At 37.8% G+C, this 18,361-nt stretch carries 12 protein-coding genes; 5 read left to right on the top strand and 7 right to left on the bottom strand.

Annotated features, from left to right (window positions below):
- Nucleotides 1–139: 139 nt before the first annotated feature.
- The 6 genes from ACN5J7_RS09470 to ACN5J7_RS09445 form a co-directional block, all read right to left on the bottom strand.
- A complete protein-coding gene (locus ACN5J7_RS09470) occupies nt 140–973 on the bottom strand; it encodes a tetratricopeptide repeat protein (protein ID WP_418603724.1) in 834 nt (277 codons plus the stop codon).
- Nucleotides 974–1,153: 180 nt separating this feature from the next.
- On the bottom strand, nt 1,154–2,188 hold the full coding sequence (locus ACN5J7_RS09465; protein ID WP_418603723.1) for a vWA domain-containing protein: 1,035 nt from the start codon (nt 2,186–2,188) through the stop codon (nt 1,154–1,156).
- 73 nt (nt 2,189–2,261) lie between these two features.
- A complete protein-coding gene (locus ACN5J7_RS09460) occupies nt 2,262–3,266 on the bottom strand; it encodes a vWA domain-containing protein (RefSeq protein WP_418603722.1) in 1,005 nt (334 codons plus the stop codon).
- Nucleotides 3,266–4,900, bottom strand: coding sequence for a BatD family protein (locus ACN5J7_RS09455; protein WP_418603785.1), 1,635 nt, complete (start codon nt 4,898–4,900; stop codon nt 3,266–3,268). The genes ACN5J7_RS09460 and ACN5J7_RS09455 overlap by 1 nt, the downstream gene beginning before the upstream one ends.
- A gap of 74 nt (nt 4,901–4,974) precedes the next feature.
- Nucleotides 4,975–5,841 carry a DUF58 domain-containing protein gene (locus tag ACN5J7_RS09450; RefSeq protein WP_311935681.1) on the bottom strand — a complete coding sequence of 289 codons (867 nt, stop codon included), beginning with the start codon at nt 5,839–5,841 and terminating at the stop codon, nt 4,975–4,977.
- Between the two features lie 78 nt (nt 5,842–5,919).
- Nucleotides 5,920–6,921 carry a MoxR family ATPase gene (locus ACN5J7_RS09445; RefSeq protein WP_311935677.1) on the bottom strand — a complete coding sequence of 334 codons (1,002 nt, stop codon included), beginning with the start codon at nt 6,919–6,921 and terminating at the stop codon, nt 5,920–5,922.
- 233 nt (nt 6,922–7,154) lie between these two features.
- Here ACN5J7_RS09445 and ACN5J7_RS09440 point away from each other — a divergent pair, with 233 nt between their 5' ends.
- From ACN5J7_RS09440 to ACN5J7_RS09430, 3 genes are read left to right on the top strand one after another with little or no spacing between them, the layout of a single operon-like run.
- Nucleotides 7,155–7,907, top strand: a complete 753-nt coding sequence (locus tag ACN5J7_RS09440) for an SDR family NAD(P)-dependent oxidoreductase (RefSeq protein WP_418603721.1) — start codon at nt 7,155–7,157, stop codon at nt 7,905–7,907.
- Between the two features lie 38 nt (nt 7,908–7,945).
- On the top strand, nt 7,946–8,335 hold the full coding sequence (locus tag ACN5J7_RS09435; protein ID WP_418603720.1) for a four helix bundle protein: 390 nt from the start codon (nt 7,946–7,948) through the stop codon (nt 8,333–8,335).
- 43 nt (nt 8,336–8,378) lie between these two features.
- Entirely contained in the window at nt 8,379–9,512 is a 1,134-nt protein-coding gene (locus ACN5J7_RS09430) for an ATP-binding protein (RefSeq protein ID WP_418603719.1), read from the top strand.
- Between the two features lie 206 nt (nt 9,513–9,718).
- On the opposite strand, the gene ACN5J7_RS09425 is transcribed toward ACN5J7_RS09430, so the two are convergent.
- Nucleotides 9,719–11,272, bottom strand: a complete 1,554-nt coding sequence (locus ACN5J7_RS09425) for an aldehyde dehydrogenase family protein (RefSeq protein ID WP_311935667.1) — start codon at nt 11,270–11,272, stop codon at nt 9,719–9,721.
- Between the two features lie 121 nt (nt 11,273–11,393).
- Between ACN5J7_RS09425 and ACN5J7_RS09420 the strand changes: the two genes are divergently transcribed.
- Nucleotides 11,394–12,449, top strand: a complete 1,056-nt coding sequence (locus ACN5J7_RS09420) for an isoaspartyl peptidase/L-asparaginase family protein (RefSeq protein WP_418603718.1) — start codon at nt 11,394–11,396, stop codon at nt 12,447–12,449.
- Between the two features lie 275 nt (nt 12,450–12,724).
- Entirely contained in the window at nt 12,725–18,295 is a 5,571-nt protein-coding gene (locus ACN5J7_RS09415) for an alpha-2-macroglobulin family protein (protein ID WP_418603717.1), read from the top strand.
- Nucleotides 18,296–18,361: the final 66 nt, after the last annotated feature.

Raw genomic sequence — 18,361 nt, 5'->3', positions numbered from 1 at the left:
ATGATTTACTGTTTCTTTAATCGTTTCAACTTCGGTCATGCAACTTTTAGCTTTTTCATACCTACAAGGTTTTTAAATCCTTGCAGGAAACGACCAATAAAAGCAGGTTTCAACTTCCAGCTACCAACTTCTAGCCTCTTTACCAGTCCTTTTCGGTTTTTACTTTAACGCCTTTCTGTTTTTCGGCATTCATTTTTTCTTGCACCTTTTTTTCTTGGTTATTCATGGCCTCCAATAAACTCTTTATTTGTTGTGGCGATAATTGTCCGGGTTGCGGCTTCGGTTTTTGCTGTTCTTTTTTCTTGTCGTCTTCTCCTTTTCCTTTATCTTCTTTTTCATCTTTAGGCTTTCCTTCGTCATCTTTTTTGTCGTCGCCTTCTTTTTTATCCTCGTCGCCTTCGTCTTTTTTATTGTCTTTGTCTTCGCCCTCCTTATCCTTGTTATCTTCGTTCTCTTTCTTTTCCTGGTCTTTGTTCTCGTCTTTGTTATCCTTGTTTTCGTCGTCTTTATTCTGGTCTTTTTGCTGCTCTGCACATTCCTTTGCCAATCCTAAATTATAGCGTGTTTCATCGTCGGTAGGGTTATTTCTCAAGGCACTTTTATAGGCTTCAACCGCTTCTTTGCACTTTTTGTTCTGCATTAAAATATTGCCGATATTATGAAATGCCTTGTGCTTTTCGGCTTTGGATTCTGCATTTTCGGCCGCTTGTTGATGACGGTATAAGGCTTCCTCATAATTCCCTTTTTTGTAATATGAATTTCCTAAGTTGTATATGCCTGCAACACTTGTTGGTTGCTCCGATATGGCTTTTCTGTAGGCCATTTCAGCCGAAACAAAATCGTCTTCATTTACTAAGGTATTGCCTTCGTACACATAGTTATTGGCTTTTTTTAATGCCATTATCTGCTCTTTTTCCTGTGCAAAAGAAAAGGCTGTAAACAAGGTTAATATAAATATGGTTATGTGTTTCATTTTTATCGATTCTAAATTCTAATATAGAAAACCTTTCAGTTTAAGTTCGTTAAAAATTTTATAAATGTTTATTAATAATAGCTTAATTCATCTGGTTTTCGCTTTACTGAAACAAGTTCAGCACAGGTCGCGGAAATTACAATTTCAACGGCTGATTTGAAACATGTTTCAAGCGATACTTTACAAGTTTTCGTTAAACAGATTCAATTTTTTCAACCATGCTGTTTTGCGTTCTAAAAGAAAAATATCCAAAAGCAAAAAGAAAATACCAAAGCCCAAAAACCATTGAAATTGATCTTTATATTCGGAAAATTGTTTGGCTTCAAACTCGGTTTTATCCATTTTATTTAGTATTTCCCTAATGTTTTCAACCACATCGCTGGTGTTTTTTCCGTTAATATAAGCGCCTTTGGCTTCTGCTGCAATGTTTTTAAGCGTTTCTTCGTTTAGCCGTGTAATAACCGTTTCGCCTTGGTTATCCTTTTTATAATTTAAAATAATACCATTGCGTTTTTCGGGAATGGGACCGCCCTTTACATCGCCAACGCCAATGGTAAAAATCCGAATCCCTTCTTTATTAGCTTCTTCGGCAAGTGCAACGGCACCTTCGCCGTGGTCTTCGCCATCCGAAATAATAATGAGTACGCGGTTGGTTTGCTGCTCGTCATCAAAATAGGTTTTCGCCAATTTAATGGCCTCGTCAATGGCCGTTCCCTGCGATGATAGCATATCGGTATTCATGTTGTTTAAAAACATTTTGGCCGAAGCATAATCTGTGGTTATGGGCAATTGCGGAAATGCTTTTCCGGCGTAAGCGATAATGCCTACGCGGTCGCTTGCCAAATTATTTATGATTTGCGTAACCAATTGTTTCGATTTTTCCAGTCGGTTTGGGGCAATATCTTCGGCGAGCATACTTTTTGAGACATCGACGGCAAAAACAATATCGACACCTTCGCGCTTTACGGTTTCTAACTTGGTTCCAATTTTCGGGTTTACCATAGCTAAGGCTAAACATGCAAATGCCAAACTTAAAACCACTATTTTTAAAATGGATTTGAACAACGACCTATTAGGACTTAATCTTTTAAGCAGCTTTTTGTCGGCAAACCTATTCTGTGCTTTGTGTTTCCAGATTTGAAGCACAAAAAAGAACAGGATTATTACCGGAATAATTCCCAGTGCCCAAAACCATATTTTTTCTTCTAACTGCATGCTTTTAAAAATTCCAATAATTAAATTCCAAATAACAAAAATTTAAAGGTTTTCGCTTTCGCGGAAACAAACTCTATACAAAACTTCTAAAAAAGGTAAAGCGCAATAGCAATTCCAAAAGCAATAATGCTCCTGCTAAAAGGACTAATGAACGATACTTTTCTTCATAATTATAAAATTTGAACTCTTCAATTTCTGTTTTTTCAAGCTTGTTTATTTCACTATAAATTTCTTCTAACTTCTTGTTGTTGGTCGCCCTAAAATATTTTCCGCCCGTAACTTGGGCAATTTCTTTGAGCAGTTCTTCATCTATTTCAACTTGCGCACGCGCATATTGAAAATTACCATTTGATAATATACTCACGGGAGTTAGCGCGGTGCCATTGGTTCCTATACCAATCGTGTATGTTTTTATATCGTATTCCAAGGCTAATTCGCTCGCTATTTTTGGGTCTATAAACCCGGAATTGTTAACGCCATCGGTTAATAAAATAATAACCTTACTGGAAGCTTTGCTGTCTTTTAACCTGTTAACCGAGGTTGCCAATCCCATGCCAATGGCGGTGCCACCTTCAATAATCGTATTGTATTTTATATCTGCCAAGGACCTTAATACTATCGATTTGTCGCTTGTAATTGGTGTTTTGGTAAAGCTTTCACCGGCGTATTCAACCAAGCCAATTCTGTCATTTGGTCTGCCTTTAATAAATTCAGCTGCTACCTTTTTTAAGGCTTCCAATCGATTTGGCGATAAATCTTTGGCCAGCATACTTGCCGAAACATCAATGGCCATTACAATATCAATGCCTTTGGTTGTTTTTGTTCTTGTTGATACATCAACCGTTTGCGGTCTAGCGATGGCGGTTATTAATAAGGCCAAGGCAATCAATCTGAAAACAAATAGCAAATGCTTTACTTTTGGCAACCACGAATTTGTGGTTTTAAAGCCTTTTAAGCTCGACATTTTTAATTCGGCTGTTTGCTTTTTATGTTTTAACACATACCAAAAGAGGGCTAATGGCAACAGTAGCAATAGCCAAAATAGTTCTTTATTTAAAAATTGAATTCCCTCAAACATTATTCTTCTGCTTCTTTTAGTTCTACTGAATTTAAAATACGCTCAACCATTTGATCTCCATATGTATCATTTTCTGCGCTTGTAATTATAATTTGTTGCAAAACGCTATTCGAGGCAAACTGAAGCATGGTATAATTTCCACTTTGAAGTTTTTCAGAAGTGAGGCTTGGTATTTTTAATGTCCCCGATGTTTTCAATCCTTCGGCACCGTTTGGCGTTGTAAATTTATCTCTTAAAACCACAATGTCTTTGGCGCCTTTTGCTTCAAAGCCTTTAAGGCTGTTTTCTGAAACCTTTTCTAAATCTATGTTGTTTTCTCCAGCATTGTTCAACACGGTTGTACTTACGGTTACCGAAAAGAAATCCAAAAGCGTACCGTAGCTAAACGCCGAAACGGACACGTTGCTTTTCTCTTCCTCGGTCATAGGCACCTCAACGCGCTTTAAAACTTTAGGAGTTGAAATGTTTATTGGCGGAAACCCGTAAGCGCTGGTTACCCAATTTCCTTCTAAAAGCTCTTTGCTTTCATGCCCGATAATGGTGTCTTTAACATAGCTGAAACCGTATTTTAAGCCAAAACCAACAAAGGTTGCCATGAGTAAAAACACGCCAATAGCGATGGTAACCATAACTTTTTTACGCTTCTTTTTGCGCTCTTGTTCTTCTTTATATTTTATGTCTAGCAGCTTCTCTTCTTCGGTTGGTTCGGGCAATGCTTCCTTAACATTATCGATTTCAATATCAATGGTATTTCTATCTAATTTAGCCAATTCAACGTCTGGAGCGGATTTAGCGAATTTTACTAAATCGGCACGTTTTAAAATGCTTTCAAGTTTTTTAATATCGTCTTTACTAATATCAACCTGGTTGCCATCTTTTAGTAAATTAAGTCGGCTTATCAATTCGTCCGTGGTGCTTTCTAAAGCGCGGTCGTAAACCTTTTCATCAAGATATTTTCTGATGATAAATGTGAGCTCAGAATAGTAATCCTTAAAGTTTTCGTGTTCTAAATAATGGCTTTCGTCAAGCTTTTTTAATGCTAATTTTGCTCTGTCGTAAGGTGGCAATAAGGCAATTTGCTCTTCCTCTGAAAGTGGTTTTTTCCGCCAAATAAACCAATAGATTAAAAACCCGATAATGCTAATTATGAGAAGTGTTAGCAGTACATATTTCCACCAATTACTTCCGCTTTTATCCACCTCAATAATGGGTTTGATATCGTACAAGCCTTGTTTTGTGGTATCGACAACAATATTGTGTACCTCAACTTTTAACGAATCGGTAAAAACGGTTTTATCGCCAATAATAATTTTTTGCCTCGGAATGGTGTACGAGCCCGAATCGAATTGTGTTAAACCGTATTTTTTTATAAGATTGAATTTGTCGTTGTTTTTTAAGGTATCCACTTTATAGGATTCAATCATTTCCAAAGGCGAAAAGGTTTGGCCTTCGGGAAACACAACTAATTTTGTAGAGTCGGTCTCCACTTGAATACTGTAAGTGATTTGCTCTCCGATTTTTATAGAGGTAGAATCGATTGCCGAAGTAACTTGGGCAAAAGTGAAAAAAGAGCATAGAAAAAAGAAAAGAAAGCTAGAAACTCGAAGCCTGAGGCCTGAATTTTTCTTGCGCATATCTTTTATATTTATCTTAATTTTATTTTCCATTTTTGCTTTCTTCATGCTTGTTGCTTCGCATTTCGTGCCCATTACCCTCTTCTTTTAAAATAGCCCAACAACTTTTTTACGTAGCTTTCATCAACACGACAATCAATTATTCCTGCGCCCGATTTAGTAAAGGCATCCGTATAATAATCTACTTTTTCCTGATAAAACTTTCCGTAATTACGTCTTACTTTTTTTGATGCCGTATTAACCAGCATCAACTCGCCTGTTTCTTCATCCTGCATTTGTACCATACCTAAATTCGGCAGGTCTTCTTCACGTTTATCGTACACGCGAATGCCAGTAACATCGTGTTTTCCAGAAACAATTTTCATGGTTTGCTTATAGTCGTCTGCAATAAAATCGGACAGCACAAACACAATGGCTTTCTTTTTCATTACGTTCGATAAAAATTTTAAAGCCTCAGCAATATTAGTTTGTTTGCTTTCTGGTTTAAATTCAATCAATTCGCGAATAATGCGCAACACATGCGAACGTCCTTTTTTTGGCGGAATATAAAGCTCTACTTTATCCGAAAATAAAATGAGCCCAATTTTATCGTTATTTTGGGTTGCCGAAAACGCCAAAGTTGCTGCAATTTCGGTAACTACTTCATTTTTAAACTGCTCTTGCGTACCGAATAATTCGGAGCCCGAAACATCAACCATAAGCATCATGGTGAGTTCGCGCTCTTCTTCAAAAACTTTTATATAAGGTTCGTTGTAACGCGCGGTTACGTTCCAATCGATATTTCGAACATCGTCTCCAAATTGATACTGGCGTACTTCAGAAAACGTCATACCGCGCCCCTTAAAGGTAGAATGGTATTCGCCTCCAAAAATATGATCAGACAACCGCCGTGTCTTAATCTCAATTTTTCGTACTTTTTTTAGTAATTCTTTAGTATCCATGTTAGATATTCAAGGTTAAATATTAAAAGTTCAAGGTTAGGCTAACTTTAAACTTTGAATTTAAAACTTTGAACTTTTTTAAGGCACCTCAATCTCGTTTACAATTTTGTTGATGATGTCTTCTGAAGTTACGTTTTCGGCTTCAGCTTCGTAAGTAATGCCAATTCTATGCCTTAAAACATCATGCACAACGGCACGAACATCTTCAGGAATTACATAACCACGACGCTTAATAAAGGCGAAACATTTTGCCGCTGTTGCCAAATTGATACTGCCACGGGGCGAGGCTCCAAAAGAGATTAGTGGTTTTAAATCGGCGAGCTTATATTTTTCAGGATAACGCGTCGCGAAAATGATATCGAGGATGTATTTTTCGATTTTCTCATCCATATAAACCTCACGCACTACCTCTTGGGCTTTTAATATTTGCGCTACCGAAACCACAGGATTCACTTTATCCCAAGCGCCTTTTAAATTGGCGCGCATAATAAACTGCTCTTCGTTTAATTTGGGGTAATCTATAACGGTTTTTAGCATAAAACGGTCTACCTGAGCTTCTGGCAACGGGTAAGTTCCTTCTTGTTCAACCGGGTTTTGTGTTGCCATTACCAAGAATGGTTTATCTAAAATAAACGTTTCATCGCCAATGGTAACTTGCTTTTCTTGCATCGCTTCCAGTAAGGCCGATTGCACTTTTGCCGGTGCTCTGTTAATCTCATCGGCTAAAACAAAGTTTGCGAAAATAGGCCCTTTTTTAATCGAGAAATCGCTAACCTTCATGTTGTAAATTAAGGTTCCCGTAACATCGGCCGGCAATAAATCTGGTGTAAATTGTATTCGGCTAAAACTGCCATCAACCGCCTGTGACAACGTATTAATGGCCAATGTTTTTGCTAATCCGGGAACACCTTCAAGCAGAATATGCCCTTGGCCCAATAAGCCAATTAGCAAACGTTCAACCATGTGCTTTTGGCCCACGATAACCTTGTTCATTTCCAGCATCAGCAAATCAACAAAAGCACTTTCTTTTTCAATTTTCTCGTTAATTGTTTTAATATCAATTGTACCTGTCTCTTCCATTATTTTGTTTTTTAAAAACTCGAATATACCATTCTTATTTTGAGCATTGCAAATTGTTAAAATTTTTATTGTAATGCTGTTAAAAATTGGTTAAAAGTTCAGCCAAATGTAATGATTACGGCGTTTAACATATAATTATGATAAGTTTATTGTAAATGTTGCTTTTCAACTAAAGTCTATTCAAACTGTTTAAGTATTTTTATAGATGAAAAACGCAAAATATCTTACTTAAAATGACAAAAACAGCCCTAATTACCGGAGCAACAAGTGGTATTGGTGAGGCCACGGCTTACGAATTTGCAAAACACGGCATTCGTTTAGTGCTTTGCGGAAGACGATTAGAACGCTTAAACACCATAAAAAAAGCATTGGAACGTTTAACCCATGTGCATATTTTAAATTTTGATGTTCGCGATAGAACCGAAACGTTGAAGGCCATCGAATCGCTTCCAAAAGAATTTAAAACCATTGATATTCTTATTAATAACGCTGGAAATGCCCACGGATTGGACCCTATTCAATCTGGGAATATAGACGATTGGGATGCCATGATGGACATTAACGTAAAAGGTTTGCTTTATGTGAGCAAAGCCGTAATTCCGCAAATGACCGAAAGACAATCGGGACATATTATTAATATTGGCTCATCGGCAGGTAAAGAAGTGTATCCTAAAGGGAATGTGTATTGTGCCAGCAAACATGCGGTTTTGGCTATTACCGAAGGCATGCGTATTGATTTGAATCCGTTTGGAATAAAAGTAGGCGCTATAAATCCGGGTTTGGTTGAAACCGAATTTTCGCAAGTGCGATTTAAAGGCGATGCCGTTGCCGATACCGTTTACAAGGGCTACAAAGCCTTACAAGCCGAAGATGTTGCTGAGATTATTTATTTTGCCATTTCGCGTCCGCCACATGTAAATATTGCCGATTTGTTGGTGTTTTGTACGGCGCAGGCGAGTTCAACTCTGGTAAAGAAATCCGAATAATTTCTTTACCAGAGTTGAATATTATTTATTTAGGTTATATGGCACATCATAGGTCGTTTGAAAGTTTAGAGGTTTACAAGGAAGCTATTGTTTTTTGTGATGAAATTTGGAATATCATTATAAATACATCACTTAAAAACGATTATAAATTACGAGAACAAATTAACGGTTCTTCAGGTTCTATTATGGATAACATTGCTGAAGGCTTTGGGAGAGGTGGGAATAAGGAGTTTATTATGTTTTTGGGTTTTTCAAGAGGTTCTGCAAGCGAATGCAAATCACAATTATTACGATGTTTTAGAAGAAATCATATTGATGAAGCTATTTATAAAGAATTGGATGCGCTAGCAGGAAGCCTCATTAATCAGCTTTCAAAATTCATCAATTATTTAAAAAATTCAAATCGCAAGGGCTCGAAATTTGATTGAATGGGAATAAAAAATAGTAATTAAGAATAATTAATGTTTTAAAATGATTAACAAACGCCTCCTTATAAAACACCTTTTGGCTCATAACGATGAGAACAGTTTTTACGATAAAAAACGTAAAATTGATATTAGCCAAAAAGAAGGAAAAGCGAAATTTTTAAAACACATTTGTGCGCTCTCAAACAGTAACCCAAAAAACAACTCGTACATTGTAATTGGTGTTGAAGATGAGGACAATAATATTGTTGGAGTCGATTTTTTTGACGATAGCAAAATACAAAACCTTATTAATGCCTATTTAAGTCACCCGCCCATTGTTCAGTACGAAAACATTCCGTTTCCGCATTTGCCAGACGATAAAGTTGTGGGTTTGGTAACCATTCGTCCCACCGGAAAAATCACCTCTTTGCGCAAAAACATTTGGAAATATTATGGCGGTTCGGTGTTTTTTAGAGATGGCAGCATGAGCATGCCTAAGGTTTTTGATATTGAAATAAAAGACATCAATTCTAAAATTGTCGAGGCTATCGAGAACCATGCGCAAAACAATATTGAACACACGCTCGATGCTGTTTTTCATTTTATGAACACGCGAAAAGACTACAATGCGCAATATAAAGTGTTTAAAGAGTATTTTGTGGTGTGTTGGTCTGCCCAAAAAAAGCTAGTAAAAGGCGAAGCTTTTTTTTCACGGGTTGATATTGAATTGATTAACGAGCAAGTGCGTTTGTTTTTTTCGGTGTTGGATGAGGTTTCAATTTCTATTGATTCGAATAGTTTTAAAATTATTGAATATGTAAACCTTGGGCTTCAAAACACCAACAAATATTATCCGTTGGAAGAAACCATCATAAGTTTTGAAGATAATGCCAATTATAACATTGAAACCAAATTATTGTTCGAGCCACCACAATTTGACAAAAAAGTATTGCATCATATTTACAATGCCAATAATGCCATTTTGGAAAAGCTTAAAAAAGGACTTCCGTTTACAAAAAATGAAGAACAGGATTTAAAAAATTTACCGGTTACTTATTTAATTTGTTACCTCAATCTTTTCCATGACGCTATTGATAAACTAAACGAAGCAAAACCCTACTTAAAAGCCTATAGCGAAGAATTGTACAGCCTTTATAAAGAGTCGTTACGGATTTTAAGAAAGGTGAAATACAGTTAATTATCTGTTGATAAAATTAATGTTAATTTAACTTTCAACTCTTGTATAACAGATTAATTATAAGCATTTTTACGGTGCTATTAATCTTTAATTAGATATAAACCTTGTTTCTGTCAGAAAATTTCTGGAATTGAGACAAGGTTTTTTTTAAACAAAAAAAGCTGCATTTAAATGATGCAGCTTTTACTTTATTGGTTGTTTATTGTTTAAAGGTCGAACTTAATTCCTTGAGCTAAAGGCAATTCATCAGAATAGTTTATGGTGTTTGTTTGGCGTCTCATGTACACTTTCCAAGCATCGGAACCCGATTCGCGTCCGCCACCGGTTTCCTTTTCGCCTCCAAAAGCACCACCGATTTCGGCACCCGAAGTCCCTATATTTACATTGGCAATACCACAATCTGAACCAGCATACGACAAGAATTTCTCTGCTTCTTTCAGTTCGTTTGTCATAATGGATGAAGATAAACCTTGAGCAACACCGTTTTGTTTTTCAATGGCATTTTCAACATCCCCAGAATATTTCATTAAATATAAAACGGGCGCAAAGGTTTCGTGCTGCACAATTTCAAAATGGTTTTCGGCTTCAATAATGGCAGGTTTTACATAGCATCCGCTTTCGTAACCTTCGCCACTTAAAACGCCACCTTCAACCAAAACGTTTCCGCCTTCAGCTTTTGCTTTTTCAATAGCAGCTAAATAGGTAGTAACGGCATCTTTATCAATTAAAGGGCCAATATGATTTTTTTCGTCTAACGGATTTCCAATGGTTAATTGTTTGTAAGCACCAACAATGGCGTCTCTAACTTTATTGTAAACCGAATCGTGAATAATTAAACGACGCGTTGATGTACAACGCTGTCCGCATGTCCCAACAGCACCAAATACAGCACCGGGAACTACCACTTTTAAATCGGCCGTTGGTGTGATGATAATGGCATTGTTACCTCCCAATTCCAATAACGATTTACCAAAACGTTCGGCAACTGTTTTTCCAACAATGCGTCCCATTCTGGTTGAACCCGTTGCAGAAACCAACGCGATTTTTTTATCGGTTGTCATAAACTCGCCCACTTTGTAATCGCCATTTATAATACACGAAATACCTTCGGGCAAGTTATTGTCTTTTAAGATTTCTGCAATAATATTTTGACAAGCCACAGCGCATAACGGCGTTTTTTCGGAAGCTTTCCAAACACAAACATCGCCACAAATCCATGCTAAAGCGGTGTTCCACGCCCAAACAGCAACGGGGAAATTAAATGCCGAAATAATACCAACCACACCGATGGGGTGCCATTGCTCGCGCATAACGTGCCCTGGGCGTTCCGATGGGATGGTTTGCCCGTTTAACTGTCGAGATAATCCAACCGCAAAATCACAGATGTCTATCATTTCTTGTACCTCACCGTAACCTTCTTGCAAAGATTTACCCATTTCGTAAGACACCAATTTTCCTAAAGGCTCTTTTAAATCCCGCAATTTGTTTCCAAATTGACGCACAATTTCTCCACGTTGTGGTGCAGGTACGTCTCTCCAAATTTTAAAAGCCTTGGTTGCGGCATCCATGACTTTGTCGTAATCTGCTCGCGATGTCGTTTTTACTTTTCCAATTAATTTTCCATCAACTGGCGAATAAGATTCTATTATTTCACCGTTGGAAAAATGATTTGAACCTGTTGATGTGCCATCATTTACAGCATGTACACCCAATGTTTTTAGCGTTTCTTCAATTCCGAAATCAGTTATCACCGCTCCCATATATTTTTGTTTTAATATTATTATTCAAATTATTTGCGAATATACTAATTTCTAGTGTTTGTTTTCCTCAATTTTATATTAAAATACTATCTTTAAAACCACTCAATACATCTATATCGTTATGAAAAAAATCATCTTTTTATGGTCTGTTTTATTCATTTTTAGTGCTTGCAAAAACGCCGAAAATAACACGGAAAAAACCACTGAAACTCCCAAACAAGAATTCGCTATAATCATTCACGGTGGTGCGGGCACAATTTTAAAAAAGAACATGTCTGCCGAAATGGAAAGCGCTTACAAACAGAAATTAGAAGAAGCCATTCGCGTGGGTTATAATATTTTGAAAAACGGCGGAAGCAGTTTGGATGCCGTAACCAAAACCATAAATATTATGGAAGATTCGCCGCTTTTTAACGCGGGGAAAGGTGCTGTTTTTACACATGAAGGAACCAACGAACACGATGCCTCGATAATGGATGGAAAAACCTTAAATGCTGGTGCTTCCGCTGGAACAACAACGGTTAAAAACCCCATTGATTTGGCAAGGGCGGTTATGGATAAATCGCCTCATGTGATGCTGTCTGGAAAAGGGGCGGATGCCTTTGCGGAAGAACAAAATTTGAATATTGTTGACCCAGATTATTTTTATACTGAAAGACGATTTAAATCCCTTCAAAACATAAAAGATAAAGAAAAAACAGAATTGGATCACGATACTAAAGTGTCATTTTATGATGCTGATATTAAAGATTCAAAATTTGGAACCGTAGGTTGTGCGGCACTCGATAAAAAGGGGAATTTAGCTGCTGGAACGTCAACGGGTGGCATGACTAACAAACGCTGGGGGCGAATTGGCGATTCGCCCATAATTGGCGCTGGCACTTATGCCAATAATAATACCTGCGCCGTATCGAGCACGGGTTGGGGCGAGTATTTTATTCGTGGCATGGTGGCTTACGATATTTCTGCGCTTATGGCCTATAAAGGCTTGTCGCTTGAAGCCGCTTCAAAAGAAGTCATTCAAAATAAACTAACCCATCTTGGTGGCACTGGCGGTATTGTTGCCATCGATAAAAACGGAAATATGGTTGCCGAATTTAATACGGCTGGCATGTACAGAGCGACGATGAATGATAAAGGGGAGTTAACTATTGGGATTTATGAAAATGTTAATTAGTAGTTTTAGAGTATAATTTTTATGAAGCTGATTTAAGAGGTATTGATCTAATAAGTCAAATTAAATTAAGAACTATTTAACATTCTTAAAAAACTAAACACCAAATTTTGAACGTAACTTTATTAACGAGAAACATCGTATGTAAAAAATATCTTTATCCTACAAGAGCTATTTCGATGTTCCATTTGACAGATATAATCAATTAGAAATCTTCAAATGAAACCACTTACGCTTTCTTTTTTTAGTTATTTTGTTCATTTAAAATCCATCAATCTATGTCATTAAAAAAGCTTTTTGCTTTCGTATTGATTCTTGCGTTAGCGGCATCCTGTAAAAAGAAAGTAGTTGAAACCGATAATCTTTTCAAATTTCGAGATTACATAAGTTACACCACGTCGGGCATTGCTTCGGTTGCAAATCCCATTCAAATTAATTTAGCTAACGAGGTTGATGGTTGGGAAATGGGTGCGGAAATCACAGTTAAAATCGTGAGCATAAAACCGCATGTTGAAGGCAAATTAACGGTTGCCAGTAAACACACTTTGCTTTTTACACCGGACGAGCATTTAGAGCCCGCAACAGAATACACCGTAACGGTAAAACTTGGGGATATTTATAAAAATATGCCCGATGGTTTTAAGGATTACACATTTCAGTTTAAAACCATTACGCCCAATTTTAATGTGGTTACCAACTATTTGCAATCGTACAGCAAAAATTGGCAATACCTTGAGGGCGTTATAAAATCTGCCGATGTTATATCGATTAACGATGCAAAAACCATAGTTGAAGCTTCTCAAAATGGCAAAAAGCTAAATCTTGTTTTTAATGAAGTGAATGTAAATTCTAAGTTTTTCGAGTTTAAAATTGATAGCATTAATCGGCAAATTGAAGACAGTAAAATTGATATAACATGGAACGGAAAATCTATAAACGCTTCAAATAAAGGCGAAAACACGATTGCGATTCCGGGAATAAATAATTTTACGATTATAGACGTCAATGTGATTCAATCCCCAGAACAACATCTATCCATCAACTTTTCCGATCCGCTTAAAAAACAACAAAATTTTGATGGTTTGGTTTCTATTGAAAAGATAAAAAACCCTAAATACATCGTTGATGGCAATGTGCTAAAAGTGTATCCGGACAGCAAATTGGTGGGCAATATTCAAGTGGATGTATTCCAAGGCATCAAAAATACCGACGAGTATAAATTAAAGAACCCCTTTTCAGAAATTATTGCTTTTGAAGATTTAAAACCGCAAGTGCGATTGATTAGCAACGGCACCATTTTACCAAATTCCGAAGCCTTAAAATTCAATTTTGAAGCCGTTAATTTAAGTGCTGTTGATGTTAGGGTAATTAAAATTTTTGAAGACAATGTGCTTCAATTTCTACAGGATAATAATTTAGACAGCAACAATACATACGATATAAAAAAGGTTGGTCGCCGCATTGCAAAACAAACTATTCAATTGCAAACATCGGCTGAAAACACAGGGAAATGGAAAGCGTACAGCATCGATTTATCAAAGTTTTTTAAGGCCGATGCCGGCGCTATTTATCGTGTGGAATTGAGTTTTAACAGAAGCTATTCGTTATACGACTGCGAGGCTAATTCAAACATAACAAATACCGAAGATGATGAATACGACGATTATTACGAAGACGATTACTATGAAGCTGATTTTAACGAAATATCGCCTGAAGAAGAAGATTTAAAAGAGGAAGCCTATTGGGACAATCTCGCGTACCGCTACAAAAACTACTCCTATAATTGGCGTGAGGAAAACAACCCATGTCACGATGCCTATTACAATGAGCGCAAAATAGTGTCTCAAAATTTATTGGCTTCAAACCTTGGAGTCATTGCAAAACGGGGTTCGAACAACTCGTATTATTTTGCGGTGACCAATATTTTAAATACCAACCCCGAGGCCCATGCGAAAATTACGTTATACAATTTTCAGCAACAGGAAATCGCCAGCAGAAACACCGACGAACAAGGTTTAATTACCATCGACTCTGAAAAACATGCAAATTTCGCCATTGTTTCCAAAGGACAAAACACCACCTACGTAAAACTACAAGATGGCAATTCGTTGTCGTTAAGCAAATTCGATGTTTCCGGAAATCGTTTGCAACGTGGACTCAAAGGCTACATTTATGGTGAGCGCGGGGTTTGGCGACCGGGAGACAGCTTGCATTTAACCTTTATGCTAAATGATACCGATAACAAACTTCCCAAAGGTCATCCGGTTAAAATGGAAATTACAAATCCCAACGGGAAATTGGTTTATAAAAACGTAACCAACGATAATCTCAATAACTTTTACAAATTCACTGTTCCCACTTCAACCGAGGATAAAACAGGCAATTACAACGCCAAAGTTTCGGTTGGTGGTGCCACATTTTACAAAGGATTAAAGGTTGAAACCGTTAAACCAAACCGATTAAAAATCAAGGTAGATTTCGATAATGAAGTTCTAACCAGTGATGCTCCATTAAAAGGAACTTTAGATGTAAAATGGCTTCACGGTGCACCCGGAAAAAATCTTAAAGCTGAAATTAAGGCGAAGTTTACGCCGTCGTACACCAGTTTTAAAAACTATAAAAATTACGTTTTCAACGACCCTACGCGTCAATTCAGTACCGAGGAAATCAATGTTTTTGAAGGTAGCGTTGATGCCGATGGTTTAGCAAAAATAAACAGCAAATTAAATGTTGGAAAAAATGCCCCGGGGATGTTAAACGCCCAATTTTTAGTGCGTGCTTTCGAAAACGGAGGCGATTTCTCGATGGATGCCTTTACCAAACCATACGCGCCTTATAAGTCGTTTGTCGGTTTGCGTTCGCCCAAAGGAAATGCCTATGGTTCGTTTTTTACAGATGAAAACCAAACCTTCGATGTGGTGGTGGTCGATGCTTTTGGCAAGCCCATAAAACGCGACAACCTCGAAGTAAAAGTGTATAAAATTGAATGGCGTTGGTGGTGGAATTCCTCTTACGATAACCTGTCAAGTTATGTATCCAGTAGTTATCACAAACCGTATTTAAGTTCTAAAATAAATACAGATGCCAACGGAAAAAGCACCTTAAATATCAACATTCCGGATAGCGATCGTGGGCGTTACCTCATCAGAATTATCGACCCCGAAAGCGGTCATGCCACAGGAAGAACGGCGTATTTCTACAAAAACTGGTGGAGCAATTCCAGTTCCGCCGATAAAGAAGCAGCGAAAATGCTTGTGTTTTCCGCCGATAAAGAAACATATAATGTTGGGGAAACGGCAAAAATCACCTTTCAATCGGGTAGTGAAGGTCGTGCTTTGGTAAGCATTGAAAATGGTACCGAAGTGTTGGATTACAAATGGGTAAAAACACAGCAAGGCGAAACTACGGTTAATGTGCCCGTAACTCCAGAAATGGCACCCAATGTATTTGTAAATATCTCACTTTTGCAACCGCATGCTATTTCGGCAAACGATTTGCCCATTCGCTTATTTGGTGTAATTCCAATTATGGTTGAAGACCCAAACACCAAATTGGAACCGCAGCTAAAAATGCCCGATGTGCTGCGCCCAAAAGAAACATTTCAAGTAAATATTTCAGAAAAAAACAACAAATCCATGACTTATACGATTGCCATGGTTGAAGAAGGTTTGCTCGATTTAACTCGTTTTAAAACCCCAAATGCTTGGGACGAATTTTACAAACGTGAAGCCTTGGGTGTAAAAACCTGGGATGTTTTTGATGATGTTATCGGCGCCTATTCCGGCAGTATCGATCAGGTATTTGCCATTGGTGGCGACGGCAATGCGGCTGGCGGAAAAAACAAAAAAGCGAATCGGTTTAAGCCCGTGGTTACCTATTTAGGCCCTTTTCATTTAAAAGCGGGCGAGCAAAAATCGCATACCCTAACACTTCCAAATTACATTGGCGCAGTGCGTACCATGGTTGTTGCTGGCGATAATAAAAACGAGGCTTACGGAAGCACAGATAAATCCGTTGAGGTTAAAAAGCCTTTAATGGTTTTGGCAACGCTTCCGCGGAAATTAAGCCCGGGAGAAAAAGTAACGCTTCCGGTTACCGTTTTTGCTATGGAACCCAAAGTAAAAAACGTTGCTATTAGTTTGAAATTGAGTGATGGCATTTCAGTTGTTGGTGAGAATTCAAAAACTTTAAGCTTTGCAAAACCCGATGAGCAAATGGCCTACTTTCAACTCGACGTTAGCAAAGCAAAAGGCATCAATACCGTTGAAGTTATTGCCACGGGAAATGGCGAAAAATCAACTTATAAAGTAGAATTGGATGTCGTAAACCCAAACCCGATCACATCAAAACCCATTGATAAAACTTTAGCTGCGAATGCAACTGAAACCTTAACATTTTCAACCTTTGGTGTTGATGGGACAAACTCCGCTACTTTAGAGTTTTCAACCTTACCGCCAATGGATTTTTCACGCAGGTTGCAATTCCTCATTCAATATCCGCATGGGTGTTTAGAGCAAACCACATCGAGTGTGTTTCCGCAGTTATTTTTAACCGATATTTTCGATTTAACACATCAGAAAAAGCAAGAGATTCAAACCAATATTGAAAACGGTATTAAACGATTGGCACATTTTCAAAAACCAAATGGCGGCATGAGTTATTGGATGGGTGAAAACACTGTAAACGATTGGAGCACCAGTTACGCGGGTCATTTTATGATTGAGGCTGAAAAGAAAGGATTTGCTTTACCGCTAACCTTTAAAAGCAACTGGATTGCTTATCAAAAACAAGCGGCGAGCCAATGGCGACCAACTTACCGAACTTATAATTCGGATTTGGCGCAAGCTTACCGATTATATACCTTGGCTTTGGCAGGAAATCCGGATTTGGCAAGTATGAACAGACTTCGCGAATTCACCGAAATATCGAACGAAGCCAAATGGCGACTCGCGGCGGCCTATGTTTTAGCGGGACAAAAAGAAGCAAGCGATAATATTTCGCAATCCGCTAATATCGAGTTTAAACCCGTTAAATATAATTATTATACCTATGGTTCGAGAGACAGAAATCGGGCCATGGCCTTAGAAACCATGGTGCTTACCAAAAATCCAAAACAACGTGAATTAGCAGAGTACATCGCCAAGGACTTATCGAGCAACCGTTGGATGAGCACGCAAACCACAGCCTATAGTTTATTGGCGATGGCAAAAATGGTAAACGCCAATGGCGGAAAAGCCTTAAATATAAATTACACCATTAACGGTAAAATAGAAAATATCGACACCAAAAGTGCCATTGCACAACGCGAATTGCAAGCAAACGATGGTTCGAATAACCTGTCTTTTACAAATCAAAAGGACAATGTGGTTTATGTGCGTGTTTTAAATTCAGGGAAATTACCGCTTGGGCACGAGCTTGCCGAACAACGTGGTTTAAGCGTATCGTACGCCTACAAAGATTTAAAAGGCAACAACATTGATGTTTCCAAACTGCAACAAGGGCAGGATTTTGTGGCCACCGTGAGCGTAAGTAATTTGAAAAATGAACCGGTTAACGATGTGGCTTTAACGCAAATTTTTCCATCGGGATGGGAAATTGTGAATACCAGATTTACCGCTTTTGGCAGCAGCACGACAAGTCAAGCGCGTTTTACCGATATTCGAGACGACCGCGTCAACTTTTATTTCGATTTACCGGAAAAAGGAAAACACAGCACAAAAACCTTTAATGTGATGCTGAATGCAGCCTATTTAGGCACCTATTATTTACCAGGGATTCAAGCGGAAGCCATGTACGATAATGAGTATTTGGTTAGGACTAAAGGACAATGGGTAATTGTTGAGAAATAAAACACTCACAATCGTTACGGACGAGAACAAGAATCTGTAATTGTTATAACAACCAAAAATAACTTG

It is taken from the genome of Hwangdonia sp., from assembly GCF_048381975.1.
Taxonomy (GTDB): domain Bacteria; phylum Bacteroidota; class Bacteroidia; order Flavobacteriales; family Flavobacteriaceae; genus Hwangdonia; species Hwangdonia seohaensis.
Note: the sequence above shows the minus strand (reverse complement) of the source record. Positions and strands in the feature narration are given on the sequence as shown.